Raw genomic sequence first — 26,926 nt, forward strand, 5'->3', positions numbered from 1 at the left:
GGTGATTTAGTTCCAACAAACGGATTCCAAGGACCAACTATTTCTACTATACAAAATGTCTACAAAGCATTCCGTGACCATGAAGGTGCTAATAATATTATGAGCAATATTGCTAAAGAGTTATCTCCAGCATATGCAAACTATTACCAAGCATTAACAGGTCGTAAACGAGACTGGAACAAAGACGTAGATGGAAGAAGCTATAGTACAGGAGAAAGGGTTGCAAAAGGTCTTGGTTTTAGACCTGTATCTGATTCTGTAGAGTATGATACATCTAGTATTTTAAAAGACAAAGAAACAGAAGAAAAAAATAAAAAACAAAAACTACTTAATAAATATCTTGATGACCCTAAATCAGTTACGAATAAAGAGTTACATGAAGCGGGTATTAAGGGGGCTGACATTAGAAGAGCAAAAGAAAATTTAGCAAAAACAAAAACACAAAAAGCATTATCAAATATGCCTAAGAACAAACAAACAGAAAGTAAAAAGACAGCTCAAGCATTTGAAGAATTTGAGGAGGACCTATAATGGGTCTTCCTCTTTTTATTAGGAGGAATTTATGAACTATACATTAAATGATATTCAGTATATGGCTAGTGTATCCAATGCTGAAAGTATTACATTGCATTGGGAGGCATCTGGTTATGGAGCAACTTCTGAACACTATCATATTAACATCCTTGGAGATGGTACTATCTACTCTGATTACGATAATCTTGACGTACGTTGTAGTCATACTTGGCATAGGAATACTAGCAACATTGGTATTTCTTTGGCGTGCTGTGCCGATGCTTCGGTCTGGAAAGACGGTAGAGTTGATTTTGGAACGTACCCCCCAACTAACAAGCAAGTGGAAGTTATGGCACAAGTTGTGGCTGCTATCTGTAAGAGTAAGGGATGGGAACCAACTGTAGATAGAGTAAAAACACATGCAGAATGGGCAGATATTGATGGATATGGAATTCATGATGATGACCCAGATATGCGTTGGGATTTGCTAAAACTTCCACAAGAAGAAGGTAATGGAGGAGATATTATTCGTGGGAAAGCTAATTGGTACTTGGCACGCTATTAAGGAGAAGATGACTCCGCCTGTATTAGTGATTATAGCTATTGCGATTATAGCCACTATATGGGCTTATTTTTATTCCCATAACCAAACTATCGAGGATATACCTACAGGCACCTCTATGAGCCACACAGCTACCTTAAATCAAGTATCTAAGACAAATACAACTGTCGGATACGTAGAAAAGGAAGTTATTAATGGTGTTCGAGAAGATACTGACTTCGAGGCTACCGTGCACCAACCAAAGGTGGTAGTAAAAGTTAATGGAGAAAAACAAGACTTTAAACTTTTACAAAATGAATCGAGAAAGTTTGAAGATGGGAAGGTTGTATTGACACAAACATCTGAGGTTGTATTCGATGTAAAGGTTCCAAATAAAAATAAACTTACTGTATATGCTGATACACATGCTAGGCTAAATGAATTTCATTATGGCATAGGAGTGGAAAAACAAAACGGTAAGTTTAGATATGGTGCTGTATACGATTTAAAAGACAAAGAACCAGAGTTCTATATTAGATATGACTTACTAAAAGTTACAACTGAATAAGAAAGAAGGGTGGATTTCCACCCTCTTTTTTCATGTTTTATAAATACACGAAATGCATAGTTAATACACTTGCATTAACTTGCGAGTTATGTTATAATGTCATTGAGCCTAAAAAGGCTTAATATTTTAACCTTGAAGTTAACTAGTAAGTAAAGGAGAGATAAGAATGGACGAAGTAACAAAAGAGATTCTAAGAGATTATCCATCTATCAGAAAGAAAAAGACAAGGTTAGCTCGCAGATACGAAAAAGAAGCACAAACAGAAGCTAGATGTATTCAATGTGCTCATGCAAAATTATCTGCAAACTTATGGCAGGCTTGGTGCCCAATTAAGAATGGATTTAGAAAAGCTGAGACACTTAAAAAGTGTAAAGACTTTGTGCTTTCAGTATAACATAAAGATTACAAATGGGGCTAGTACCATGACGTAGAACTGTTACCGTGCGTTAAAACTAGAGGACACTGTATCAAATAACAGTAAGATATTTGAAGCGACCAATCGCTAAATATTGGAGCGGAGAGGTGGTGATTAAGCCAGATTAACCCACCTCAATATCCGTGTCGGACGGCACCGACTAAGAAATGCGGTGTGGGATGCCCTGCGTAAAGAAGAAATCCCCGTGAAACCTTGAGTTCAGGACACGACACTAGTAAGACTCCCGCTGGGACTCTAAGTTTAGTGGCATACTTTTATTTGTCATGCCTAAAAATATGAGTGAGGGGAGAGGGGCTTGATTTGTTGTCTATTATAGATTGAATGAATTGACATGGCATGTTTTCTTACGATTCTGGATAGTAAGAGGGGGATTAGTCTACTTCAGAAATGAGACATTCGAGACGAGACTTGACCGTATGAGACTATCCCAAGGTGTAATTTTAGTAACCATATTTTACGCCTAGGGGGTAGGTGTACCCAAATGAAGGTAATTCAAATACAAATAATATAAATAATTTAACTACGAAGTAGTTACTCAGAAGCGTAGCGTATGAGGTTAGGTATACTCACCAGCAAGCTGGTTCGCATTCGCTAACGCTCAAATAGATTATAAAACTTTAAACATAACAACCAATTACGAAGAAAGTTGTTCCTCGTTGATTAATACTTGACATAACACTTTTCGACGTAATTGCTAATTTATCTAACGTAGTTTATCTAAATTAGATAATAGTTTTAAAGTAATAATAAACGCAATGACGTTAGTCATTGTTCAAGCCTTCGGCTTGAAGTATATAGTTAATAAAAAAAGAGAGGTGATGTAGGGATGGATTTTTGTAGCTTACATACGCACAGTGATTTTTCCCTTTTTTGACGGATTCGCAAAACTAGATGATAAAATTACTAGAGCTAAGGAGTTAGGCTATACTGCTTTAGCAATGACAGAGCATGGAACTACTACTGGCTTAATGGAGTTCTATTTAAAGTGCAAAAAGAATGGGTTGAAACCAGTCCTAGGTTACGAGGGGTACTTCTGCTTTGAACCAGAAATTAAAGGTGGCACCACTTACCATATCATTCTACTAGCTAAAAACCTTGTTGGTTATAGAAATATCATGAAACTAGCTACATATGGAACAGAACACTTCTACAAAAAACCTAGAATTGGATTCGAGGCTTTGAGGAAATACCATGAAGGTATTATTTGTACAACTGCATGTATAGCAGGAATCCTAGCTGTAGAAGAACCATTAGAGATGATTAAGGAAATGAAATCTATCTTTGGAGAAGACTTTTACCTTGAGGTTCAGCCACATGACTTTCCAGAACAATATATATATAACGATAAAGTATTCGTATTGGCAGAACAAACAAATACAAAAGTTGTAGTAACTGACGATAGTCATTATGTTTGGAAAGAAGATTGTGAAACACATCGGATGTGGCTAGGTTTAGGAGACCAAGACGAATATTATAGTTCTGGCGACTATCACATGATGAGTAAAGAAGAAATGATTTCTTTCTTTAAAGGTAAAGATTTGACACAATCTTTACTTTGTGTAGATGAGATTATTAATAAATGCAATGTAGAAATTCCTCTAGGAGAGGAACACTACCCAGTATTTGATACTAGGGACCCTATGAGATACCTAAAAGACCAATGCAACATTGGATGGCATACAAAGGGTATTGCTCAATTACCAAATAAAGAAGAGTATAAAGAACGAGCTATGCATGAATTTAATGTCCTTGAACAATGTAAATACATTAATTATATGTGCATTATTCATGATATGTTACGATTCTGTAAAGGAGAGAATATTCCTACTGGTATAGGTCGGGGTTCTGTTGGTGGTAGCTTAATAGCATACCTATCTGACATTACAGATGTGGACCCAGTAAAATATAACCTTATCCTAGAACGGTTTGCAAATCCAGAAAGGGTTACATTAGCAGATATTGATGTGGATGTGGCTTCCTCAAGACGTGAAGAGGTTATAGAATATATCCGTCAGAAGTACGGGGAAGTGTATCAAATACGAACCATTGGATACATTTCTGATAAATCTGCTGTACAAAGAGCGGGGCAAGCCTTGGGATACGCACCTTCTGATGTAGATACTATATCTAAAAACATTAATAGTGTTGATGAAGTACACGACGAAAAGCTAAGAACATTATCTAAAAAGTTTATGGGGCATATATCCACATACGGAAAGCATGCATCAGCAGTGGTTGTATTTCCAGAGGATGTAACTAATTGGTGTGCTATAGAAAAGACTAAGGATGCGATTGTAGCGGCTCAAGACTTTCACTTGCTAGAAAAACAAGGAATCATGAAGTTGGATATACTTGGGCTTGAAGCATTAGATATTATCCAAAATACTCTTAACCGAATACCAGAAGAAATTAATCTTTCTAACATCGACATGAAAGACAAGAAGACTGGCGACATGTTAAGAGCAGGGCATACAGCTGGTTGTTTTCAAATCGAATCAAAAACTATGACAGAAATCGTCCAAGCCATTAATACCAACAAGGTAGAAGACCTTATTGATACAGTGGCTATTGGTAGACCTGGTGTACTTGATGCGGGAATGGATAAAACCTTTGAAGCTAGAAGGCAGGGGAAAGAAAAAATAACTTATCTACATCCTAAGTTAGTACCAATACTAATGGATACAGAAGGTGTTATCTTATACCAAGAGCAAATCATGCAAATAGCACAATCACTATGTGGATACACATACGGAAAAGCAGATAATATTCGCCGTGTTATTGGTCGTAAGATTGTAGAGGAAATGCAACCTATCATTGATGAAATGGTACAGGCTGGAATTAAAAATGGGATAGGACAAGATACGATGAGACGCATTTGTGATGAAATCGTTACATTCGCATCGTATGGTTTTAACAGAGGTCATAGTGCCGCTTATGGTATTACCTCATGGAGAACAGCTTGGTTGAAAGCTAATTATCCAGCAGAGTTTATGGCATCGTTACTTGATTCCACGGTGGGAGATAAAGCTAAGTTTGCAACATACATAGACCATTGCAAAGAGATTGGCATCAAGGTATATCCGCCAAGTATAGCTCATAGCTCTCACGAGTGCAAAACGCATGGTAAAAATATACTATTAGGTTTTAACTCTATATCTGGAACAGGTAATAGCGTTATCCCAAACGGAAACGATGCATTGACCTTCTTAGAAGATAATATCAAACTCAATAAAACTGTATTAAAAAATCTAGTTAAATCTGGTGCATTAGATAAATATACCGATAAAACTAGATGCGAATTACTGGAGTATATAGATTGGCTTAAAGATAAACGAAAGTCAAAAGGAGAGTTTCAATATTCTGGAGAAGAATGTGAAACAGATTCTCAAATGGAATTTGGTGTTCTAGGATATTCCTTTACAGACGTGTTTGCCGATTACGATACAGGAATAGCGGATGAGATAGTAAATTTCTCCTCTATGATTGTAAACGTTAAAGCACACAAAACACGAAAAGGCAAGCCCATGGCTTTTGTAAAAGCTATGACTAGAAAAGGAGTACAAGAATGGGTCATCTTTGATGGTGACTTCTCAAAATTAGAAAAAGGAAATGTGTATATCGTTAGATTGAATGGAACAATCATACAAGACTTTATACAAGCAAAAAGGGTAGCATAATCGCTACCCTCTTTTTTATTGTGATTCTTCTGCTAGTTTTGTATAAACGAAAGCCTTTATTGTTCCCGAATTTTTGGGGTCCAAGATATAGTTAGCTACATCTATAGGATACATTTGTGCTAAATCACTTCCGTATAATATATATTCTGGTGTTGCTCCCAGTGCCTTTGCTAATTTCTGTGCAGTTGGCATTCTCATGTCTTTAGTTATCCCGTTTTCTATGCGAGAGATAACTGTTAGGCTAACACCGCCTAGCTTGTCTGACAATTCTTGTTGAGTTAATCCAGCCTTGATTCTTAATCGTTTGACTCTTTCTCCTATTGTTTCCATAAGAATACTCCTTTCTTAATAACATTATATCATGTACAAGTTAAATTATCAACGAATTAAGATAATATAAAGTACTGTAATTTACTGCATTTTATACTGCAATACTAATCGTTTTCTTGTGTTTTGATTGGATTTGTGTGGTTTATTTGGTGTTTGTTAATGGGTAGGTAAGCCTAGAAATGGCTTACTTTACAGCTTTTTCTGTATTTTTATATATAATTATGGTACTATAGTGAAGGTAGATTTATATCGTTCTGTATATATACAATCATTAGGTAAAGTTACTTACATGCGAGGTTAATGTGAAACGAATTATTATAGGAATAGTGGGGCTTATTGTAGCTATCGGTTTATACTTTGGGATACAGTACCAGAGATCTTGGGACTATAAGGCTGTAGGCGTGCCGGTTTTAAATTATCATCGTGTTGATACAGGGATTCGCCACTCTTTGGTGGTGCCTCCAGAAGAGTTCAAGAAACAAATGCAATATCTCCATGATGAGGGATATCATACAATTACTATGGATGAATTGTACGATTATGTAACAAAGGGAACGGAATTACCGGATAAGCCCGTGCTGATTACATTTGATGATGGTTATATTGATAACTATAAACATGCATTTCCTATTTTAAAAGAATACAATATGAAAGCCACTTTGTTCATGATTACTAGTGCATTTGGTGAAAGTCGTTTTGTGAATGTAGAACAATTAAAAGAAATGCAAGCGAATGGCATCGATATCCAAAGTCATACAGTGAATCATAAAGATTTAACCAAGATGTCTTTGGACCAAGCACGTGATGAATTGATTAGATCGAAAGCGGTGTTAGAAGATCGTATGAAACACCCTGTTCGTTATATTGCATATCCAGGTGGGTTTTCCAATAAAGATATAGATATGATGGCAGAAGAAAGTGGGTATCGTATGGCTTTTACAGTGCAAGCTGGAAATGTTGAGCCAGGACAAGATTTATATAACTTGCCACGACAAGCGGTATTCTTTAACGATACACCATTTGAAAACTTCTGGGTTCGATTACATTATCCGTGGGAAAATGCTTTTATGTGGCGCATCCATGATAAATTACTAGAATGGAATCTGAAAGGCTTAGCAGATTTAGAACCATTGTTTTAGGGGATGTTATATCATTAACATAGCATAAGATAGGTCTTAAAGGTAGTAGATTCCTTTTGGTGAGCCAATAGAAAAAGAGGAAAGTTGATACTTTTTAATCAACTTTCCTCTTTTTATTGGAAACTATTTTGTTACAATCCCATTTTTTAGGAATAATCCATAGTATTTTGCGGTACATAAGCGTAACCAAACGCCTATATGCCGATAATTTTTATTTAGGAACAATGCATAGTATTTCTCTGTGTATTGCAGATAGTATGACTAAACTTTAGTTACTTATATCTCAAAGTATAGAATATGTTATGCCTCTAATTTGGGAGCATGCAAAAATGTCACATCTGGATTTCGTTCTACCACCCAACCCATTTGCCATTCGTTGGAGATAAGAACTACAAGGCGTCCACGATTGTCTTTTACAATCATGGCATTGTCCATTCCTTTTAGACTGTTCACATCGACCTCGCCATCGATCCAGCGAGCTACACCGTATGGTAAGGAATTATTCACAAGATCAACACCGTATTCGTGTTTCAAACGGTATTGTAGTACTTCAAATTGAAGCATACCTACGGCACCGACCACGAAAGAATCCATGGAGTAGAGCGGTTCAAAGATTTGTACAGCCCCTTCTTGTGCTAGTTGCGTCATACCTTTCAAGAATTGTTTCCGTTTCATGGAATCTTTTGGTGTGACACGAGCAAAAAATTCTGGTGGGAACACAGGGAAGTCGCTGAAGGTTACTTTGTGATTGGATGCACATAAGCTATCACCTACGCCCATAGTACCTGCATCGAAGACACCGATAATGTCTCCTGGATAGGCTTCATCAATGATGGTCCGTTCTGTGGCCAAGAATTGTTGCGGTTGCGACAAACGTAAAGTTTTGCCAGATTGTTGGTGAAGTACGTTCATGCCTTTTTCAAACTTACCAGAACAAATACGCATGAATACAATACGGTCATGGTGATTTGGATTCATGTTCGCTTGGATTTTAAATACGAATGCAGAGAAGTCTTCTGATGTGGGTTCTACCGTTTCTTCACGAGCTACACGTGGGGCTGGCATAGGAGCGAGTTCCAAGAATTTTTCAAGGAATGGTTTCACACCGAAGTTCGTCATAGCAGACCCGAAGAACATCGGTGTCAACTCACCAGCTTTTACTTTGTCTAAATCGAAAGCATCACCAGCCACATCGAGCAGTTCGATATCATCGATTAAGGATTGGTGCACTTCTTCTCCTAATAGGTCACGAAATGCTGGATCGTGTACATCACCTTTGGTGGAAGCCAGTTTCTTCTGACCATGGGATTCATCTTTCTCAAATAATTCTACAGTATTCGTTTCTCGGTCGTACACACCTTGGTATTCGCCGTTGATGCCCACAGGCCAGTTCATAGGAACTGCACGAATGCCGAGAGAGTTTTCAATTTCTTCCATCAAATCGAATGGATTGCGACCGAAGTGGTCAATTTTGTTGACGAAAGTAAAGATAGGAATACCACGTTCTTTACAAACGGCGAATAATTTTTTCGTTTGTGCTTCCACACCTTTTGCCACGTCGATCAACATGACAGCGCTATCCGCTGCCATTAAGGTACGGTATGTATCTTCAGAGAAGTCTTGGTGACCAGGGGTATCCAGGATGTTCACACGATGACCGTCATAATCAAATTGTAAGACAGAACTCGTCACGGAGATACCACGTTGCTTTTCAATTTCCATCCAGTCAGATACGGCATACTTTTGAGTTTTTCTAGATTTAACAGATCCTGCTAAATGGATAGCACCACCGTATAGCAATAGTTTTTCCGTCAATGTTGTCTTACCCGCATCTGGGTGAGAAATGATGGCGAACGTGCGGCGCCGAGTTACTTCTTCTAAAAATGTCATAATTCACCTCTATTAATACATGTGTATGGTATATACTTTTATATCCATAAAATTATATACTATTTGAGCCCTCTCTGTATAGGATAGGATGATGAAAGTTGAGAAATGTGGTTTACAGCTATGACTGACTTGTCCATGGGATTCTAACAATCTAGGTAAAAGTAGCACTCATAGGAAATTTTAGAGGAGTATGAAAGATTGTTGGAGAAGTATCTTTGTAAAAAGTGTTGTGGTTTAAAAAGGTGATGACACTATATCTGGATTGCATAAGATATGATATGCGGAGATCTAAATGAGTCTGAAAGGGTTGTAATAAAATAGTGCTTACAGTTTAATTATTGGGTGGAATCGTAGTATACTAAAGACAGTGTAAAATAATTTGTGTAAACATGTTTTGTTAATCTTGAAAAAAAGAACTAAACTTCTTTAAGATGTAAGTAGTAGAGTAATAATTAGAGAAAGAAGGTTCAGGTCTCATGATTAATATAAATTTATTAAATATACTACAGGTGAATGCTCTTATAGTGAAAGTAGAAACTGGACACTTGTATAATATCGTTCAAAATAGTAATTAGTAATACATAGTTATAAACAGTAGTAGATAGGAAGAGGGGGCATATGCGTTTATTTATTGCGGAAAAGCCTAGTGTAGGGCGAGAGTTAAGCCAAGTGTTACCGAACCCACAAAGTGCTAAGCGACATGATGGGTATATCGTACAAGGCGATGATGTCATAACTTGGGCCTTCGGTCATATGCTAGAACAAGTAGAGCCAGGTGATTATGATGAAAAATATAAATTTTGGAGATTTGAATCTTTGCCAATTTTGCCCACATCTTGGAAATTAAAAGTAAAGTCATCCAGTGCGAAGCAGTTTAAGGTTATTAGTGGTTTAATCAAAAAAGCGACGACCATTGTCAATGCAGGTGACCCGGATAGAGAAGGGCAATTGTTAATTGATGAAATGCTCGATTATTTGGGTAACACCAAACCAGTCGAGCGTATTCTACTCAATGCGCTAGATGAAAAATCTATGCATTACGCCTTGGAACATATGCAGGATAATAAGAAATACCAACCTTTAAAAGATTCCGCCTTAGCGCGATCTCGTGCGGATTGGTTGATGGGTATGAATTTATCTCGGGCCTATACGTTAGAGCAACAGCATTTAGGAAACAAAGTGACCTTTCCGATTGGTCGCGTAAAAACCCCAACCTTGGCATTGGTAGTACGGAGAGAGCGAGAGCTACAAAACTTTGTGCCTGTAGAATATTACGTGTTGCAGGTACAATATGGTCATGAAAAAGGGGATTTTTGGGCGACTTGGAAACCGAATGATACGCAACAAGGATTAGACCCTGATGGGCATATGCTAGATCAGACTATTCTCAATGATTTGCGTGACCGTTTGATGCAATCACCAGAAGGTACAGTTTCTTTAGTGGAAAAGAAAAAGAAAAAAGAAGGACAACGGCTACCTTTTTCCTTATCATCACTACAAATTGTGGCTGGTAAATTATATAACTATACGCCACAGGAAGTATTGGACATCGCACAGAAACTATATGAGAAAAAATATACATCCTATCCCCGTTCAGACTGTGAATATTTGCCAGTGAACCAACTTTCAGATGGGAAAGCAATCCTGTCGAACTTGGTCAATATGGGCCATAAGGAATTAGCTACATGGGCAAAGGATAGTAATCCAACCATTAAAAGCCGGGCCTGGAATGACAGTAAGGTGACAGCCCATCATGCCATTATTCCAACCACTGTACGGTGCCCATTACATACCTTATCAAAAGGGGAGCAACATATTTATTTCCTCATCGCTCAAGCCTATATAGCACAATTTTACCCAGAGCATGTGTATGAGCATACTCGCATCGAAGTAACTCACCAAGAGGAACTGTTTACCACAACGGGACGTGTCGTTATCGATTTGGGATGGAAAGCATTATATAAAAAGGTGAAATCTACGGAAGAATCACAAGAAAACCAAGAAGATGAAGAAAAGTCCTTGCCGCCTGTACGTAAAGGGGATACTGTAACGGCGAATGATAGCAAGGTGGATCAACGGAAAACAAAGCCGCCAAGCCGTTTTACTTCTGCAACTTTGGTGCAGGCAATGAAGGAAATTCACAAATATGTAAAAGATGAAGAGTTAAAAAAACAATTAAAAGATGTGTCGGGTATCGGCACAGAGGCCACACGGGCTACGATTATTGAAGATTTAATCCATAATAAGAAAAACCCTTTCCTCAAAGAAGAGGGAAAAAAGAAAACTTTAATTCCTACAGAGTCTGCCTATGCCTTGGTAGATGCATTGCCAGATTCCTTGCTGTACCCTGATGCGACGGCACAGTGGGAAGAGCGCTTAGCAAAAATGAGCGAAGGAACTGAAAAAATCGATGTGTTTTTAGAAGACCAAACAAAATTCGTTGTACAACTGATTGAGGATGTTAAACAGCGGGTGGGGAATACACCTAAGGTGGCCATGCCAGAGTCAGGCGGAAAAGGAAGCGGTGCCAAACGACCCCCTTCTATGGCACAATCAACAGGTCGTTCCTGTCCTAAATGCAAAACAGGGGAATTGCTCCTACGGAAAGGAAAGTTTGGAGAGTTTTATGGATGTTCTGGGTTTCCAACATGCAAATATACGGAAAACGTATCATCTTCTAAGGAAAATCTGTCAGGAGCAAGTGCCTCAAGAGCTACCAAGGGAAATACGTCATCAATGTCTAACGTGGTGATTCCACAAAGACCGAGGGAAGAGATAATACCTCCGCCACCAGTGTTGGATGGAAAAGTATTGGATGATACGCATAAGGAATATACATGCCCACGATGTAAAAAAGGATACCTTGTACAGTATGAATCACAGCCTGAACCAGTGTGGAAATGTAGTGAAGGTCAAGCTTGTCGCACAAGTTGTGCAGATGTAGATGGGAAACCTGCGATTTATGCGAATCGTAAGTAACTACATGTATTTGGCATAGTGGGTATATCAATACAAGGGACACCCTTTTACTGAATAGAAAATAAAAATAGAGGAAAGTTGATATATTTCTGTCAACTTTCCTCTATTTTATTTGTAGCTTGTTACTGTCCTTCTATTGGGGCAGTTTAGTGATAGCCTTTTAAAAATATGCTGTTAAGCAAGGGACCTATTTCTTAGAAAATCCGTCCTCCCGCATTAGAAGTTTATCGCTTACCTCGACTACGTCCACTAGATCCACTAGATTTTGCACGGCGTACTCGTGTGTTAGCACCTTTATGACCACGAGCTTTATGCGCTTTTGCTTTCGTCGCTTGGTAGGTACTTTTAATTTTTGGTTTCTTGTTAGCAGTTTCCTTTTTAGGTGCTAAGCCAGACCCCTTTGTTTTGACTTGACCATCCTTTGTATATTTCGTTAGTGTAGCTTGGATGGATCGTTCGATGCGGCGTACCCAAATTTCTTCAGCTGGCGTAGCAAAGGTTACGGCAACACCAGTGGAGCCAGCACGACCTGTACGACCAATACGATGGATGTAGTAATCCATGTCATGGGGTACATCGAAGTTGTATACATGGCTAACCCCTTCTATGTCGATACCGCGAGCGGCAATATCGGTAGCCACCAGGATGGGTGGGTTACCTTTAGCAAATTCTTTCAACACTTGTGTACGTCGACCTTGTGTCATGTCACCATGAATTTCCCCAAGCTCCACACCTTTACGAGCTAAATCGTAAGCCAATTTAATGGCCCCTTCTTTTGTATTACAGAATACGATAGCTAGATATGGATTGTCTGCTTCTAACATTGCTACAAGACGGTTTACTTTGTCTTGCTCTTCCATCATGTATACTTTTTGTTCGATGGTGTCGAGTGTAATGTTTTCTCCTTGGACAGTGACGGACATCGGTTTTTGCATGTAGGCTTTTGCCAAATTACGAATCTTATCAGGGATGGTGGCAGAGAACATTAATAATTGACGTTTACCATCAGTGCCACTAATAAGCTTTTCTATATCTGGTAAGAATCCCATATGAAGCATTTGGTCCGCTTCGTCCAATACAACACGGCGGATGGAGTTCAAGTGTAAAGTACCACGATTAACGTGATCTAGCAATCGACCAGGTGTACCGATGATGACATGAGGACGGCGACCTAGCTTTTTCAATTGGCCCTCGATGGTTCTGCCACCGATGAGAGGTAACACATCGACACCCAGAATGGCACCTAAGTGGCGTGCTTCCTCTGCAATTTGTTGGATAAGCTCACGAGTAGGGGCGATAATGAGGGCTTGCTCCTGTTGTACATCTACGTGGATGCGTTGCAATAATGGCAATAAGAACGCCAAGGTTTTCCCGGTTCCTGTCTGAGCTTTGGCGATGACATCTTGCCCTTTGAATATAAAGGGGATGGATTTTTCTTGAATCGGTGTCGGTTCTTTCACCCCCACCTTTTGTAATGCTTGTATGAGTTCATGTACGATGCCTAAGGATTGAAATGATTTCATAATATATCTCCGTTTCTAAATGACTTAATGATTTTATTATATCATAACTTCCACATAGGTGGGCCTGTGAAAGTTCTTTCACATAGGAAAGTAATACTATGAAATAGATGGTCTAGTTGTAAGTAAATGGGGACCAGTTAAGAGAAGTAAGCCACAGCATATGCTATAAAATATAAGGTTTAGAGAATAGATAATGAGAAACATATAGTTTATATATAATTATTATTTGTATAACGAAATTGATAATAACAAAAAGGTATACAGAGTATATGCCTATAGAATAATGTATTCATTAAGTGTGACACTTGATAAAAATAGATTTATAATTTTACGAAAAGATGAAAATAAAATGAGATTCTTTATTGATAATTTTTTATAATATGCTATAATGTAAATGTTATTCATATATCTATATATGATAGGTTTGGTTGTTATGTTTTATATGTAGGAGGTGTACTATGGTTAAGAAACTATCCGAGATGAAGCCAGGTGAAGTTGGTACTGTTGTAGCTATCAATGGATTTGGCAACATCAAGCATCGCTTGGTGGACATGGGTGTTGTACCAGGCACAGCAGTGCGCGTTATGAAGTATGCGCCATTGGCAGACCCAGTGGAAATCAAAGTGAAAAACTTCGAGTTGTCACTACGCGTAAGTGAAGCACAAATGATTGATATTGAAGTCCAATAAGGAGAATTGCTAAGATGGCAGACAACACACATACCAAGATTCAGGTTGCTTTAGCGGGTAACCCTAACTGTGGTAAAACAAGTATTTTTAACAATATGACGGGATCCCGTCAACACGTAGGTAACTACGCAGGTGTTACAGTAGAGAAAAAAGTTGGGGAAACGAAAATCGATGGTCATGACATTGAAATCATCGACTTACCAGGTACGTATTCCTTAACAGCACGTTCTCTCGATGAATTGGCAGCACGTAACGTTATCATCAATGAAAACCCAGAATTGATTGCCAATGTAGTGGATGCGTCCAATCTAGAACGTAACCTGTACTTAACAGCACAATTAATTGAACTAGAACAACCATTGCTACTTGTTTTGAACATGGTAGACGTGGCAAAAGAAATGGGTTTAAAGTTCAATAATAAAAAATTAGAAGAATTAACAGGTTCCACAGTAGTAGAAACTATCGGCCGTGTTAATAAAGGTACAGAAGATGCACTACGTGGCATTGTGAAAGTATCTAAAGAACGTAAAATCCCTAATGTTCGCGTTAACTATGGTGAAGTATTAGAGCCAGCTATTGCAGAATTAGAAGCGGAAGTAGCGAAACTTGACACTGGTCGTTATCCACATCGCTGGGTAGCTATCAAGTTATTAGAACAAGATACAGATATCTTAGAAAAAGTACAAGAATTAGACAAATCTGGTGTGGTGCTTAGCAAAGCAGAAGCATTGCGCACAGAATTGAACAAATCTGTTGATATGGATATCGTATTCCAAGAATATCGTCACCGTTTTGCAGTAGACGTATTCAACGGCGTACTAGAAGTAGTGCCTGAACATAAAGATACAAAATCCGACAACATCGATAAAATCTTAACGAATCGTTGGTTAGGGATTCCTATCTTCTTATGCATCATGTGGGTTATGTTCTACTTAGTTATCAACATAGCAGAATATCCTAAAGGATGGTTGGACAGTGCTTTCAAATTATTAACAGATTTCATCGGAGCTAATTTAGAAGATGGATTGTTAAAATCCTTGTTGAATGACGGTATCATCGGTGGTGTAGGGGCTGTTATTAGCTTTATCCCTCACATCGTTCTATTATTCGTTTCTATTTCCTTCTTAGAAGATACTGGTTACATGGCTCGTGCGGCATTCGTTATCGACCGTGTGATGCGTGGTGTAGGTTTACATGGTAAATCTTTCATCCCTATGTTATTGGGCTTTGGTTGTAACGTGCCATCCATCATGGGTGCTCGTATCCTTGACAACCCAAGAGACCGTATGATTACGATCTTAGTATCTCCATTTATGAGTTGTAGTGCTCGTTTACCAGTATATACATTATTAGCATCAGCATTCTTCCCACCAGAAGATGCACCAACGATCTTGTTAGGTATCTATACATTGGGTATCGTCGTAGCTGTTGTAACTGCAAAAGTACTTCGTACGTATGTATTTAAAGGTGAAGCAGAACCATTCGTAATGGAAATGCCTCCATACCATATGCCAACACTTCGTTCCGTAGGTATTCATATGTGGGAACGTTCCGTAATGTACCTTAAAAAAGCAGGTACATTCATCTTGGCAGCGTCTATTCTTATTTGGTTCTTAACTTCTTTCCCACAAGACGTAGAATACTCTCAAGACTATGATGCAGCTCGCGAACAAGTGACAATGACACATGCTCAGATGGCAGATGATATTTTAGTGAATGCTATGTTGGTAACAGAAGAACAACAAGCAGATGCGAATGATATCTTAGGTCAAATGCTTGCCCTAGACGAAGAGCATAAAGATGACCCTCCAGCTGCAGAAGAAGCTACAGCAGAAGATACAACACAAGATGGTGCTGAAGCAGCTGAAGTAGAAGCTGTAGAAGAGCCAGCATACTTTGAAGAATTAAAAGCTGAAGAGTTATATCCAGTGGCTTGGGCTTTATATGTAAACCATAAAGCAGAAGAAGATGAAATCAAAGAAATAGATCTTCAACAAGGTAAAGAAAAAATTGAACAATCCTATGCAGCTGAATTAGGACGTTTTATTCAACCTGTGATGGAACCGCTTGGATTTAACTGGCGTGTGAATATTGCCGTAATAGCCGCGGTAGCAGCGAAAGAAGTAATGGTAAGTACATTAGGTACTATTTACGCGATCGAAGCAAGTGATGCAGATTCTAAATCCTTGGAAGAATTCTTGTCTACTGATCCAGACTTCACACCGGCCATCGGTTTAGGCTTGATGGTATTCGCCTTGCTATATTTACCATGCTTGGCGACTATGGCTGTATTAAAACGTGAAACTGACTCCTGGAAATGGTTCGGTGCCGTATTTGCTTACACTAGTATCTTAGCTTGGGTAGGTGCGTACATCGCAGTTCATATTGGTCGTGCCTTGGGATTGGGCTAATCAATATTGATAGTAAACAAACAATATAATTGAGATTGAGAAAAATTTTATTTCAAAAATTCATTGATATTATGCAGTTTGTTGCATTCGCAAAATAATTTTTATAAAGTACTTGAAAATGAGAAGGAGATAGTGTATACTATGGATAGTGTTATTGTATACGCAATTGGTTTACTAGCTGTTCTCTATGTTGCATACCGAGTATATAAAAGCGCAACAAGCGCAGGCGGTTGTGGCGGCGGATGCGGCGGAGGATGTGGTTCCTCTTCTGAATCCGAATCAGGGTGCGGCTGTGGCTGTGGTAGTCACGAAGAACAAGCTGAAAAGTAACTAATTCGATACCATAAGTTTGGTAAGAGGGGACTCGATAACACGGCCCCCTCTTATCTTTATAATTTTTAATTGTATTATATTATCATGTATTAATGTGACAGAGTTCACAGAAAGGAACTAACAATGTTCAACGTAAAAAAAGAAACTTTAAGAGACGCTAATGTATTCGCAGCTGGTTTAGCTTTAGGCACAGTAGGTGTAAAAGTGTTAACTTCCAAAGACGCTCGCAAAGTATATGCTAATGTAGTAGCAGCTGGCCTTCGTGCAAAAGACAGCATCTTAAAAACAACTGAAAAATTACAAGCTTCCACTGGCAGCATCTTGGCTGAAGCACAAGAAATCAACGAAACTCGTGACGAAGAAGTGTTAACAGAAGGTAAATAATTCATGATGCAATTTAAAATGTTGCAACGCTTGTCCCGTCGTCTTCATGTACGTATTGAGGGACGTAAGTTTAATGACGCACAGGCTCAATATATGGAAGATACATTGATGGCCTGTGAAGCCATTACCAAAGCGAACTTCTATACTCGTTCTGGGGATGTCATCATCCAACATACTGGTGATGAAAGTGCTGTGAAAGCGGCTTTATTCGGACTTAACGATTTGGATTTAGCCAATGCACCTGCATTGCATGAACTTTCACCTCGCCTTGTGAACAAGCGTTATAAAGAAGAAATGATCGATAAAACATTGCTTTATATCGGCAAAAAAATCGTTTTACCAGCACCTATCGCAGCGGCATGGTCCTGGTTTGATGGTATCAAGTTCATCGGTACAGCGATCAAAACGTTGTGGAAACGCAAATTGACCGTAGAAGTATTAGATGGCGTAGCTATCGGTGCGGCATTGTTGCAAAAAGATTATTCCACAGCGGGCGCTGTGATGTACTTATTAGGCATCGGCGAAATCTTGGAAGAATGGACATTGCGTAAATCCGTCCTTAATCTTGCTGAAAGCATGTCCTTGAACGTAGACAAAGTTTGGGTTCTTGTAGACGGCGTAGAAGTAAGCAAACCAATCGGTGATGTACAAGTGGGTGACATCGTAGTGGTTCGTCAAGGTGAAGTGGTGCCATTGGACGGCCAAGTTGTGGACGGCGTAGTTCTTGTGAACGAAAGCTCTATGACTGGGGAACCTGAACCAGTTCGTCGTGATGCAGGTACATCTGTATATGCTGGTACTGTCGTAGAAGAAGGCCAATGCTCCTTCGAAGTACGTACTACATGCAAACACACTCGTTTTGAACAAATCGTAAACTTAATCGAAGAATCTGAACAAATGAAATCTGGTATGGAACAAAAAGCATATCGCATGGCAGATAAATTAGTACCAGTCAGCTTCTTAGGTGCGTTTGCTACTTTTGCTTTAACTCGAAATTTAATGAAAGCCTTATCTTTCGTTATGGTAGACTTCTCCTGCGCGTTGAAATTGTCCATTCCATTGGCAGTATTATCCGCTATGCAAGAAGCGTCTAACCGTGGTATTACTGTAAAAGGTGGTAAATTCTTAGAACGTATTGCAGAAGCAGATATGATCGTCTTCGATAAAACAGGTACGTTGACAAAAGCAGAACCTGTATTCCAAGAAATCATTCCTTTCAATGGTAATGATGCAGAAGAAATGTTGACATTAGCGGCTTGCTTGGAAGAGCATTTCCCTCATTCCATGGCGAAAGCAGTTGTGTCCGCAGCACAAGAACATCATTTGCCACATAAAGAAATGCACTCCAAAGTAGAATACGTTGTGGCACATGGTATTGCATCCAAAGTGGGTAACCGCAAAGTGCGCATCGGTAGCCATCACTTCATTTTTGAGGATGAAAAAACGACGATTCCAGCTGGAGAAGAGGCAAAATTTGAAAACCTTCCAGAAGGTTGTTCTTATTTATACTTAGCTATCTCCAACGTATTGTCTGCAGTTATCTGCATTAAAGACCCAGTGCGTGAAGAAGCAAAAGATGTCATCCGCGATCTTCATAACTTAGGTATCAAAAAAATCGTTATGATGACTGGTGATAGCCGTAAAAATGCAGAGCGCGTAGCAGCGGAAATTGGTATTGACGAAGTTCATGCAGAAGTTATGCCAACTGACAAAGCTGATTACGTTCGTAAAGCAAAAGAAGAAGGCTACACAGTAATGATGGTAGGGGATGGTATCAACGACTCCTTGGCATTATCTGAAGCACACGTAGGTATTGGTATGAATGAAGGTGCACCAATTGCACAAAAAATTGCCAATGTTACAGTGTCCAGTGATAACTTAACTGCTATCGTTGACTTACGTCGCATTTCCATGAAATTAATGGATCGTATTAAAATTAACTATAACTCCATCGTTGGCGTGAATGGTGGCCTTGTAGGATTGGGCGTATTAGGCGTAATGCCTCCTAGCTCTACTGCATGGATTCACAACTTGTTCACACTAGGCGTGGGTATGTATAGCATGACTCCATTATTAGAAAAACCAAAAACAACAAACGATGACTGCATCGAAGTAGAAGCAGTTGTGGCATAACACACAAAAAGCATCCGTAAGGATGCTTTTTTGTTTGTAAAATTGAAACTGTATATGTATTTATAAGATGGCGGATGTTTGTTATACTATAGGGAGAGATAGTTTTGGTATAGAAAGGAAATTATATGTCAACCATACAAGATGTAGTGCAACGCACGATGTATATGAGTATATTTTTTATATTAATTCCCCTCGGGGCCTATACGATTCATACGGGAATGAGCGCCATGGTGGCAGGGGTGAGCTATGGAGTATTATCCCTATTTATTCCTATTTTTTACTTACGTTCTAGCGAAAGTGGATTTGGCCCTAAGGCTCGCAGAGTACCGATTTGTGTGTACGTATTAGCTTGGGCTTTAGTACAAGGTGGTACATTCTTGGTGTTCAACAATTTAGATTCATCTTGGTTGTGGAACCTATCGACTATCGGTCGTGATGTGGTGTTTGCCATCATCATGTATTGCCAAGTAACCTTGTCATTAGTGTTGGCATTAGCAGGTGGAAAGAATACAGAGGTGTAATATGAGAAGTTATATAAAGTTTTATAGTTGGTCCATGCTCTGGATTATTCCGCTAAGCTTGGTGTTTAGCTTAGGGCAGTTCGACACGTCTAGCATTATTATGTTTGTCATTGCCTCCTTGGGGATACCTCTAGCCCTGAAAGCGGTGCCAAGACTGGCAGGACAATTTGACTTTCATTTAGGAAAAGGTCATTACACATATTCTTGGCTGTGGTGGAATTTGTTCTTTTTCTTTGGCAATGGCGTGTTGCCCTTTACCTTGCCAAAAGAACCAATCTACATCATGCTAGTCTGGGTATTGACTATGTTAGTTGTGGTAGCACTCATGATCGGTACAGCGAAACTATTAGATTGCTGGATGACACGTAAAGAACGTCATTACTTTATTGATACAGTGCTAAATATTTCTACCTATGCTTTGCCATTGCCAATGCTATTTTTAGGGGATGTTCTATATCTAAATCTTAATAATCCCATTGTTCAAGCGTCGTTAGACCAACAGAGCATCATAGGGTTAGTTGCTAGCCTATCTATTGGGCTAATGTTCATGATGCTGACCACTATCGGAAGTATGGTCCTATACTTATACCCACGTCGCACAGCATTGTGGCCTCGTGTGACTGCTATCGTAGTTATGGCAGTATGGTGGGTTGCAACCAATGCACATATCCTATTCGGTGGCTACATTCCAGACATTGTGAAAGTCTGGGCAGGGAAAGCATTGCCAGCTTTCACAGGTAGCCCATTAGTATATATTACACCGTCCATATTTGAAATCTGCGCCATTGCTTTAAGTGTGGCTATTGGATTGGGTATTGAAAAACTATGGTTATCAAAAAAAGATACAACTATCTAATGAGGGGTTGTAAAAATTCTAATATAATCTGAGAAAACTATTACGATTGTAGAAACTTCTAATACAATAGAGGGAAATATAATATGAGTATAGAATTTTCGTTAATTAAGGGGATGATTAGCTTGAAACTTTCATATAGTTATGTAGATGATATGCTAGTTAGAATGGCTCACCATAGTACCGCTATTGAAGGGAATACACTGACACAGTATGAAGCTAAATGTATTTTATTAGATGGTATCATCCCTAAAGCGATGAATGAACGTGAATTTTATGAAGTCAAAAACTATAAGAAATATATGGGATTTTTAACAGCTAATTATCCCAAGGAAATTACAATTGAACTAATAAAAGATACTCATAGTTATTTATTACAAGATATTAGAGAAGATGCAGGAGAATTTAAAACGATTCATAATATAATTATGGGGGCTGATTTTACAACTACAGAACCTTATTTAGTGCCAGTAGAATTAAAAAACTGGTGTGATACCTTAGAATATAGGCTAAATATATCTAATACTGTGGAAGAGAAAATAGAGGCTATTATGAAGCAGCATTTGCGATTTGAGCGAATACATCCTTTTTCTGATGGCAATGGAAGAACTGGGCGGGCCTTAATTGTTCATTCTTGTCTGCAACAAGGGATTGCTCCTATTATTATTAATAAAAGTGATAGACAACTATATATGAATGTATTATCTGACTTAGATATAAAAGGATTAACAGATATGGGAATACAATTGTCAAAAGATGAAAATGCGAGAATGAAGATTATTAACAATGCTGAACTAGAGTTGCAAAGTAGTGCTAGATGAGAGGGGTAGTTTATCATCATCAAACGTGCTCATAGAAAAGAGGGTACTATGAAAACAAATTCAGAGGGTTATCGTTTCCTACGAGAAGAAATTGCTGCTTTAAATACAGCCAAAGAAACATATTTAAAGGATCGAACTATGAATAATAGAATTGAGTTTAAAATGCAAATTATGAATATCTATAGTGTCATCAATTCGGTTTGGTGCGATCGAGTTATTAGTCAAGAAGAAGCTGATGAATTAAGAAATGAATATTACTGGGGGAATCTCAATGGAGAATTTTTCTAATATAGATGGAATTGAAATAAGTTACCGTTCTTATGGTGGTGCAGGTAAAAAATATTCTGTACGAGATAATGGTGAATACTACTTATTGAAATTACCTGAAAGAGTTAGACAAAATAACAGAGATACAAGCTACGCTAACTCTTGTGTTACAGAGTATATTTCATGTAAAGTCATTAAATCTATTGGATTAGATGTTCAAGATGTATTTCTTTGCACATATAATAATGATTTAGTTGTTGCATGTAAAGATTTCTTGTCAAAGGAAGAAAGTTTAGGCTCATTCTTAGAATTACAAAATAAGGTAAACCATATTAATAGCGATAATAAAGGCGTATCCTTAGAAAAAACATTACAATTTATTAAAGCACAAGATGTTGTAAAACCTGATGAGATGGAACGATACTTTTGGGATATGTTTGTTGCAGATGCATTAATTGGAAATATAGATAGACATCATAATAATTGGGGTTATATATTTAATGAAGAAACTAATATAAGACGAATGTCACCAATATATGATTGTGGGGCTAGTTTATATTCAATTTTAAGTGAAGACGAGAAAAAGAAGTTTCTTGATGATTCTAGCGAGTTTAATAGAATTTCTAAAAACGATCCTGTTTCTGTATTTAAATTTAACAATGTTAGAATGAATTATTACCATATATTGGTTGATAATAGAAAAAATAATTATGAGTGTTCAAACGATATAGCAGAAGCAATTAAACGAATAGCACCAAAATATAACAGTGAAATCGTTCATGCAATAATTAGAGAGATTCCTTATATAAGTCATATAGAAAAAGAATTTTACACTCAATTATTGGATAACAGAAATAGATTGATTATTCAAAAAGCATTAAAAAATGAACTAAAATACCAAAAGGACATTAATCAAAGAGAAGGTAGATGAGGTAAGGGGAAATAAAGGGAAAAGTTACAAAAAATAATTTTTAAAAATTACAAATAAATAAACTTGCTTTTTTTAGAATTACCGTGTATACTTAGGTCATAAGTTAATAATGGTAATTTTTTTAAATGCAAAATTAGAGAAAAGGAGATGGTTTCTATGGTATGTATCAAAGACTTATTTCATAGCAATACGGGGGTATCACAATATCGCTTAGACGAAGATGTCACAGGAGAGGCAAAAACATATACATTGTATGGTCAAAATGAGCTATACGAAGATATACATGGTGTGCCTGGTGAACGACAAGATCGGAAACAAATTAAAACGACTTTCACCGGGGATCTACTAGAAGAAGGAGACTTGCTATTTAGTGCCATCTCTGGGGAAGCGACGATTGTTGGCAAAGACCATGAAGGATACATTTTCACACAGAACTATGTGCGCATGGTGCCTACTTCTAAACAAATTGATTTGAAATATATGATGTTCCTTATCAATGAACATCCAAGTATCAAACGCCAGTTTCAACAAAATTTGCAAGGTAGTCAAGTCATTCGCTACAGTTTAAAACTTTTGAAAGACATAGAACTACCGAAGTTGCCACCAATAGAAGTACAACGAATCATCGGCGATGTGTATTACAAGGAATTACGAGTACGTTCTTTACAACAACGTGTGGCACATAATATGTATACATTGCGAGTGGCACAATTACAGGGGGTGTAAAACATGACAAAAGTTAATGAAATGGAATTTGAACGACAATTAGTGGAGCAATTGACGACAGGCGCTATTTCATTCACACAAGATGTGAAAGAAGGACAAGCTCAATATGGACCTCGTGGGGTCTATAAAAGTAAATTATGGAAGTATGAACCTCATATTAAGACTACAGAAGCATTGTGGGATAACTTTCGTCGTATTTTGTATCAATTAAACCAAGATAAATTGGATAAGCCTTTGAGCGATACAGAATTTAAACAAGTCCAAAAAGTGATTAACGAGTTATATACACCGTATCTAGCGGGGCAGTTTTTGTATGGTGTGAATGGAGTATCCCAAGTAGAAGTGGATTTAGATGATGGACGCCATGTATATCTTACTGTATTTGACCAAAAACAAATTGGCGCAGGCAATACGGTGTACCAAGTGGTAACACAAATACAACGAGCTCCTAAGATTGCAGGACGACCAGAACGACGTTTTGACACAACACTCTTAATTAACGGATTACCGGTTATCCAAATTGAGGAAAAAGCTTCTGGACATGCTGCCAATGAGGCATTAAACCAAATGCATCAATACATTGAAGAACGGCAGTACAGCGATATTTTCTCTACTGTTCAAATTTTGGTGGGCATGACTCCTACGCAAATTAAATACATGGCAAATACGACGGCGGAGATGTTCAACAAGGACTTTTCTTTTCAATGGCAAAATCCGGAAAACAACAAGGTCGTAACCGATTGGAAAGTATTCTCCGATTTATTCCTCAGCATTCCCATGGCGCACCAAATGTCTACGCAATTTACCATCTTAGATGGTACGAAGAATAAGCAAATGTTAAAAGTCATGCGACCTTACCAAGTGTATGCTACCAAAGCAGTGTTGAACCAATTGAAACAAGCAGACTTTACATTGCCTATCAACAAATTGGGTTACATTTGGCATACCACAGGATCTGGTAAAACTATTACTAGCTTTAAAACGGCGTGGCTTGCCAGCCGTATGCCTCATGTAGATAAAGTGGTGTTCGTGGTGGACCGCATTGCGTTGACAAAGCAAACAGAAGAAAACTACAAGGCCTATGACCCAGAGGGTACTATCGATGTAGATGGTAGACAGTTTGATGCAGTAGGTGGCACAGAAAATACAAATGCACTGAAACGTAAACTCAACGAAAAAGGTAACGGTATTATCGTGACGTCCGTACAAAAATTGACGAAGTTAATCCAACGGAAAGACTTTACATTGCCGAAGAAAAATTTTGTATTCATCGTCGATGAAGCCCATCGCTCTACGGGCGGCGACAGCTTTGAGGAGTTGCAAAAAGTATTTAAAGGTGCTGCTTGGGTTGGCTATACAGGAACGCCGATGTTTGATGAAGTAGCAGGGAAAAACACCACTAAAACAAGAGAAGTGTTTGGCGAATTACTTCATTGGTATACGATACGAGAAGCCATTGCAGACAAAAATGTACTAGGCTTTAAAGTAGACTTTGAGACCACCATTGACGAAGTGAATATGAAAGAACATTATTTGCCTATGTTCTATCGCCATACTCACCCGAAATGGTCAGAGGCAGATATACAGTATCGTATTAACAACCTCACACCAGATGACATGGACGACATGATCGAGCCAAGTTTTTACGATAATAACAAAGACCATGTCAGTTTGGTGGTGGAAGATATCTTTAAACATTGGAAAAATCGTTCTGTGGAGGGCAAGTACAATGCGATGCTCACTACCCATGTAGGGGGCAACCGTCCGAGTACGCCCATGGCGATGATGTACTTTGATGAATTTGAAAGAGTGAACCAAGAGCGAGCAGCACGGGGCGAGTTTACCTTGAAAGTGGGGGTCACTTTCAGTGCTAGTACGAATAATAGTGATACCCAACTAGATACGAACAATGGGTTGCTACGGGCGATGAATCATTATAACAAGCTATTTGGCACGAATTTTGGACTCGATGATGTGTTGGGGTATACCCAAGATTTGACGACACGCTTGAATCGTACTGCTAGAGATGGTCAATATTTGGATATTGTCATCGTAGTGGATCAGCTCTTAACGGGATTCGATGCGCCACAGATGAATACCTTGTATGTGGACCGCACACTGAAAGGAGCGTTGCTCATTCAGGCCTACTCGAGAACGAATCGTATCGCTGATACTCATAGCAAACCGTGGGGGCGAATTGTGAACTATCGCTGGCCTGTGCAAAACGAAAAGTTGATGAACGAGGCTTTGCGTATCTATGCGAACCGTGCATCAGCAAATGTGCAGGGCACATTGGGACCAGTGGATGACGATGGTGGTTTGGAAAAAGACGGCGTATTAGCAAAAAAATTTAAAGACCAATTAGCAGAAGTACAACATGTGGTGAACCGATTAGCGGATTTGACGGATACGTTTACAGAAGTGCCACCTAGCGAAGCGAAGCAAGAGGAAATGTTTGACCTTATGCGTAAATATAGCTCTGGTATGTCCAAGCTGAAACAATATGATGCGGAGCAACTAGATGGGGAAACCATCGGTTTCGACTACGATAAACCAGAAGATTTGGTGGCCATGGTAGGCATGACGGTGGAGCAAGAAGAAGTGTTGACCACGGCCCTCTACAATGATTTGAAAGAGCGCATGGCAGAGAAGTACGATGTCCCAGTGGCGCAAATTGAATTGCGTATGACTCACGTGAAAGACGTAAAAGTGAACTACGATTATTTGACAGAACTAGTGGAAGAATTGATGAATGCTGTCCACGAGGAACGTATGGATGATGCAGATGCGTACCGTACACGGATTCAAGACTTTGCCATGGCGTTGGAAGACCGTCAATATGCGAAACAAATCAACAAGGCCGCAGAGGCTATCTATACAGGGGAATATCCGCCACAAGGTAGCGATATTGTGTATCCGGTGAAATTAAATGACAGCAAGGATATCATCCAAGAGGCGAACACCATGATTGTGAAAGATGAAATCTTTGAGTTCCGCCAAAAGTGGGGCATCGTCGATTGCATTCGTAGCGAAGAATTGCTAACACTATTTGCGAACCATGTATATGGTAAAAAGGACTTTGATGATACAGGGCGAATTACGCAGTTGAAAAAAGATGCCCGTAACGAATACAAGATGAAAGCACAAGATCCGGAAATTGTGGCTATGAGTAAGGTTAAATATGGTAATGATATGGTAGATGCTTTGTATGCATTTGCGGACCACTATGTGAGTGAGTCATAAGAAAAAAGAGAGGTGTCA

At 38.6% G+C, this 26,926-nt stretch carries 22 protein-coding genes; 19 read left to right on the forward strand and 3 right to left on the reverse strand.

The genetic code is table 11. The features are described 5' to 3' along the window. From EO125_RS09835 to dnaE, 5 genes are all read left to right on the forward strand, one after another. Nucleotides 1-531: hypothetical protein (locus EO125_RS09835; protein WP_164726442.1), on the forward strand; the 531-nt coding region annotated here is incomplete at its 5' end. A gap of 31 nt (nt 532-562) precedes the next feature. Then, nucleotides 563-1,078 carry an N-acetylmuramoyl-L-alanine amidase gene (locus tag EO125_RS05135; RefSeq protein ID WP_127147966.1) on the forward strand — a complete coding sequence of 172 codons (516 nt, stop codon included), beginning with the start codon at nt 563-565 and terminating at the stop codon, nt 1,076-1,078. After that, on the forward strand, nt 1,044-1,622 hold the full coding sequence (locus tag EO125_RS05140) for a hypothetical protein (RefSeq protein ID WP_127147967.1): 579 nt from the start codon (nt 1,044-1,046) through the stop codon (nt 1,620-1,622). Before EO125_RS05135 ends, EO125_RS05140 begins: the two co-directional genes overlap by 35 nt. A gap of 166 nt (nt 1,623-1,788) precedes the next feature. Then, nucleotides 1,789-2,016, forward strand: coding sequence for a hypothetical protein (locus EO125_RS05145; protein ID WP_127147968.1), 228 nt, complete (start codon nt 1,789-1,791; stop codon nt 2,014-2,016). 896 nt (nt 2,017-2,912) lie between these two features. Continuing rightward, nucleotides 2,913-5,735 carry a DNA polymerase III subunit alpha gene (dnaE, locus tag EO125_RS05150; RefSeq protein ID WP_240630442.1) on the forward strand — a complete coding sequence of 941 codons (2,823 nt, stop codon included), beginning with the start codon at nt 2,913-2,915 and terminating at the stop codon, nt 5,733-5,735. A 15-nt stretch (nt 5,736-5,750) separates the two neighbouring features. On the opposite strand, the gene EO125_RS05155 is transcribed toward dnaE, so the two are convergent. Beyond that, entirely contained in the window at nt 5,751-6,065 is a 315-nt protein-coding gene (locus EO125_RS05155) for a helix-turn-helix domain-containing protein (RefSeq protein ID WP_127147969.1), read from the reverse strand. 302 nt (nt 6,066-6,367) lie between these two features. On the opposite strand from EO125_RS05155, the gene EO125_RS05160 reads away from it, so the two are divergent. Further along, nucleotides 6,368-7,204: a polysaccharide deacetylase family protein gene (locus EO125_RS05160; RefSeq protein ID WP_127147970.1), complete on the forward strand. Its 837-nt coding sequence runs from the start codon at nt 6,368-6,370 to the stop codon at nt 7,202-7,204. 300 nt (nt 7,205-7,504) lie between these two features. Here EO125_RS05160 and EO125_RS05165 read toward each other — a convergent pair whose 3' ends face one another. After that, the gene (locus EO125_RS05165) at nt 7,505-9,094 is read right to left on the reverse strand and encodes a peptide chain release factor 3 (RefSeq protein WP_127147971.1); all 1,590 of its coding nucleotides are present in this window, start codon (nt 9,092-9,094) and stop codon (nt 7,505-7,507) included. Nucleotides 9,095-9,712: 618 nt separating this feature from the next. Here EO125_RS05165 and EO125_RS05170 point away from each other — a divergent pair. Beyond that, nucleotides 9,713-12,073, forward strand: a complete 2,361-nt coding sequence (locus EO125_RS05170; RefSeq protein WP_127147972.1) for a DNA topoisomerase 3 — start codon at nt 9,713-9,715, stop codon at nt 12,071-12,073. A gap of 224 nt (nt 12,074-12,297) precedes the next feature. Here EO125_RS05170 and EO125_RS05175 read toward each other — a convergent pair whose 3' ends face one another. Then, nucleotides 12,298-13,596 carry a DEAD/DEAH box helicase gene (locus EO125_RS05175; protein ID WP_127147973.1) on the reverse strand — a complete coding sequence of 433 codons (1,299 nt, stop codon included), beginning with the start codon at nt 13,594-13,596 and terminating at the stop codon, nt 12,298-12,300. Between the two features lie 458 nt (nt 13,597-14,054). On the opposite strand from EO125_RS05175, the gene EO125_RS05180 reads away from it, so the two are divergent. The 12 genes from EO125_RS05180 to EO125_RS05235 all read left to right on the forward strand — a co-directional run bounded on the left by EO125_RS05180 (nt 14,055) and on the right by EO125_RS05235 (nt 26,908). Beyond that, the gene (locus EO125_RS05180; protein WP_127147974.1) at nt 14,055-14,285 is read left to right on the forward strand and encodes a FeoA family protein; all 231 of its coding nucleotides are present in this window, start codon (nt 14,055-14,057) and stop codon (nt 14,283-14,285) included. 14 nt (nt 14,286-14,299) lie between these two features. Beyond that, nucleotides 14,300-16,696 (forward strand): ferrous iron transport protein B, encoded by a 2,397-nt coding sequence (feoB, locus tag EO125_RS05185; protein WP_127147975.1) that lies wholly within the window; start codon nt 14,300-14,302, stop codon nt 16,694-16,696. Nucleotides 16,697-16,837: 141 nt separating this feature from the next. Further along, the gene (locus EO125_RS09990; protein WP_127147976.1) at nt 16,838-17,026 is read left to right on the forward strand and encodes a FeoB-associated Cys-rich membrane protein; all 189 of its coding nucleotides are present in this window, start codon (nt 16,838-16,840) and stop codon (nt 17,024-17,026) included. A 126-nt stretch (nt 17,027-17,152) separates the two neighbouring features. After that, a complete protein-coding gene (locus tag EO125_RS05195) occupies nt 17,153-17,413 on the forward strand; it encodes a DUF6110 family protein (protein WP_127147977.1) in 261 nt (86 codons plus the stop codon). A gap of 3 nt (nt 17,414-17,416) precedes the next feature. Further along, a complete protein-coding gene (locus tag EO125_RS05200) occupies nt 17,417-19,546 on the forward strand; it encodes a heavy metal translocating P-type ATPase (RefSeq protein ID WP_127147978.1) in 2,130 nt (709 codons plus the stop codon). Between the two features lie 125 nt (nt 19,547-19,671). Beyond that, complete coding sequence (locus EO125_RS05205; protein ID WP_127147979.1) at nt 19,672-20,067, forward strand: hypothetical protein; 396 nt, start codon at nt 19,672-19,674, stop codon at nt 20,065-20,067. Between the two features lies 1 nt (nt 20,068). Further along, the gene (locus EO125_RS05210; RefSeq protein WP_127147980.1) at nt 20,069-20,923 is read left to right on the forward strand and encodes a hypothetical protein; all 855 of its coding nucleotides are present in this window, start codon (nt 20,069-20,071) and stop codon (nt 20,921-20,923) included. 83 nt (nt 20,924-21,006) lie between these two features. Next, complete coding sequence (locus EO125_RS05215) at nt 21,007-21,741, forward strand: Fic family protein (RefSeq protein WP_240630443.1); 735 nt, start codon at nt 21,007-21,009, stop codon at nt 21,739-21,741. A gap of 48 nt (nt 21,742-21,789) precedes the next feature. Then, on the forward strand, nt 21,790-22,029 hold the full coding sequence (locus EO125_RS05220; RefSeq protein WP_127147981.1) for a hypothetical protein: 240 nt from the start codon (nt 21,790-21,792) through the stop codon (nt 22,027-22,029). Beyond that, the gene (locus EO125_RS05225) at nt 22,013-22,939 is read left to right on the forward strand and encodes a HipA domain-containing protein (RefSeq protein WP_164726443.1); all 927 of its coding nucleotides are present in this window, start codon (nt 22,013-22,015) and stop codon (nt 22,937-22,939) included. The genes EO125_RS05220 and EO125_RS05225 overlap by 17 nt, the downstream gene beginning before the upstream one ends. 156 nt (nt 22,940-23,095) lie before the next feature. Further along, on the forward strand, nt 23,096-23,665 hold the full coding sequence (locus EO125_RS05230; RefSeq protein ID WP_127147983.1) for a restriction endonuclease subunit M: 570 nt from the start codon (nt 23,096-23,098) through the stop codon (nt 23,663-23,665). 3 nt (nt 23,666-23,668) lie between these two features. Next, nucleotides 23,669-26,908, forward strand: coding sequence for a type I restriction endonuclease subunit R (locus EO125_RS05235; RefSeq protein ID WP_127147984.1), 3,240 nt, complete (start codon nt 23,669-23,671; stop codon nt 26,906-26,908). Nucleotides 26,909-26,926 lie beyond the last annotated feature (18 nt).

Origin of the sequence: Veillonella sp. VA139 (assembly GCF_003992005.1) — a bacterium.
Classification (GTDB): Bacteria; Bacillota; Negativicutes; order Veillonellales; family Veillonellaceae; genus F0422.

Coding starts and splice junctions, on each gene's coding strand:
- EO125_RS05165 (WP_127147971.1), bottom strand. CDS start 9,094: ATGACATTTTTAGAAGAAGTAACTCGGCGCCGCACGTTCGCCATCATT.
- feoB (WP_127147975.1), top strand. CDS start 14,300: ATGGCAGACAACACACATACCAAGATTCAGGTTGCTTTAGCGGGTAAC.
- EO125_RS09990 (WP_127147976.1), top strand. CDS start 16,838: ATGGATAGTGTTATTGTATACGCAATTGGTTTACTAGCTGTTCTCTAT.
- EO125_RS05235 (WP_127147984.1), top strand. CDS start 23,669: ATGACAAAAGTTAATGAAATGGAATTTGAACGACAATTAGTGGAGCAA.
- EO125_RS05205 (WP_127147979.1), top strand. CDS start 19,672: ATGTCAACCATACAAGATGTAGTGCAACGCACGATGTATATGAGTATA.
- EO125_RS05175 (WP_127147973.1), bottom strand. CDS start 13,596: ATGAAATCATTTCAATCCTTAGGCATCGTACATGAACTCATACAAGCA.
- EO125_RS05215 (WP_240630443.1), top strand. CDS start 21,007: ATGAGTATAGAATTTTCGTTAATTAAGGGGATGATTAGCTTGAAACTT.
- EO125_RS05170 (WP_127147972.1), top strand. CDS start 9,713: ATGCGTTTATTTATTGCGGAAAAGCCTAGTGTAGGGCGAGAGTTAAGC.
- EO125_RS05230 (WP_127147983.1), top strand. CDS start 23,096: ATGGTATGTATCAAAGACTTATTTCATAGCAATACGGGGGTATCACAA.
- EO125_RS05225 (WP_164726443.1), top strand. CDS start 22,013: ATGGAGAATTTTTCTAATATAGATGGAATTGAAATAAGTTACCGTTCT.
- EO125_RS05220 (WP_127147981.1), top strand. CDS start 21,790: ATGAAAACAAATTCAGAGGGTTATCGTTTCCTACGAGAAGAAATTGCT.
- EO125_RS05135 (WP_127147966.1), top strand. CDS start 563: ATGAACTATACATTAAATGATATTCAGTATATGGCTAGTGTATCCAAT.
- EO125_RS05180 (WP_127147974.1), top strand. CDS start 14,055: ATGGTTAAGAAACTATCCGAGATGAAGCCAGGTGAAGTTGGTACTGTT.
- EO125_RS05145 (WP_127147968.1), top strand. CDS start 1,789: ATGGACGAAGTAACAAAAGAGATTCTAAGAGATTATCCATCTATCAGA.
- EO125_RS05210 (WP_127147980.1), top strand. CDS start 20,069: ATGAGAAGTTATATAAAGTTTTATAGTTGGTCCATGCTCTGGATTATT.
- EO125_RS05155 (WP_127147969.1), bottom strand. CDS start 6,065: ATGGAAACAATAGGAGAAAGAGTCAAACGATTAAGAATCAAGGCTGGA.
- EO125_RS05200 (WP_127147978.1), top strand. CDS start 17,417: ATGATGCAATTTAAAATGTTGCAACGCTTGTCCCGTCGTCTTCATGTA.
- EO125_RS05195 (WP_127147977.1), top strand. CDS start 17,153: ATGTTCAACGTAAAAAAAGAAACTTTAAGAGACGCTAATGTATTCGCA.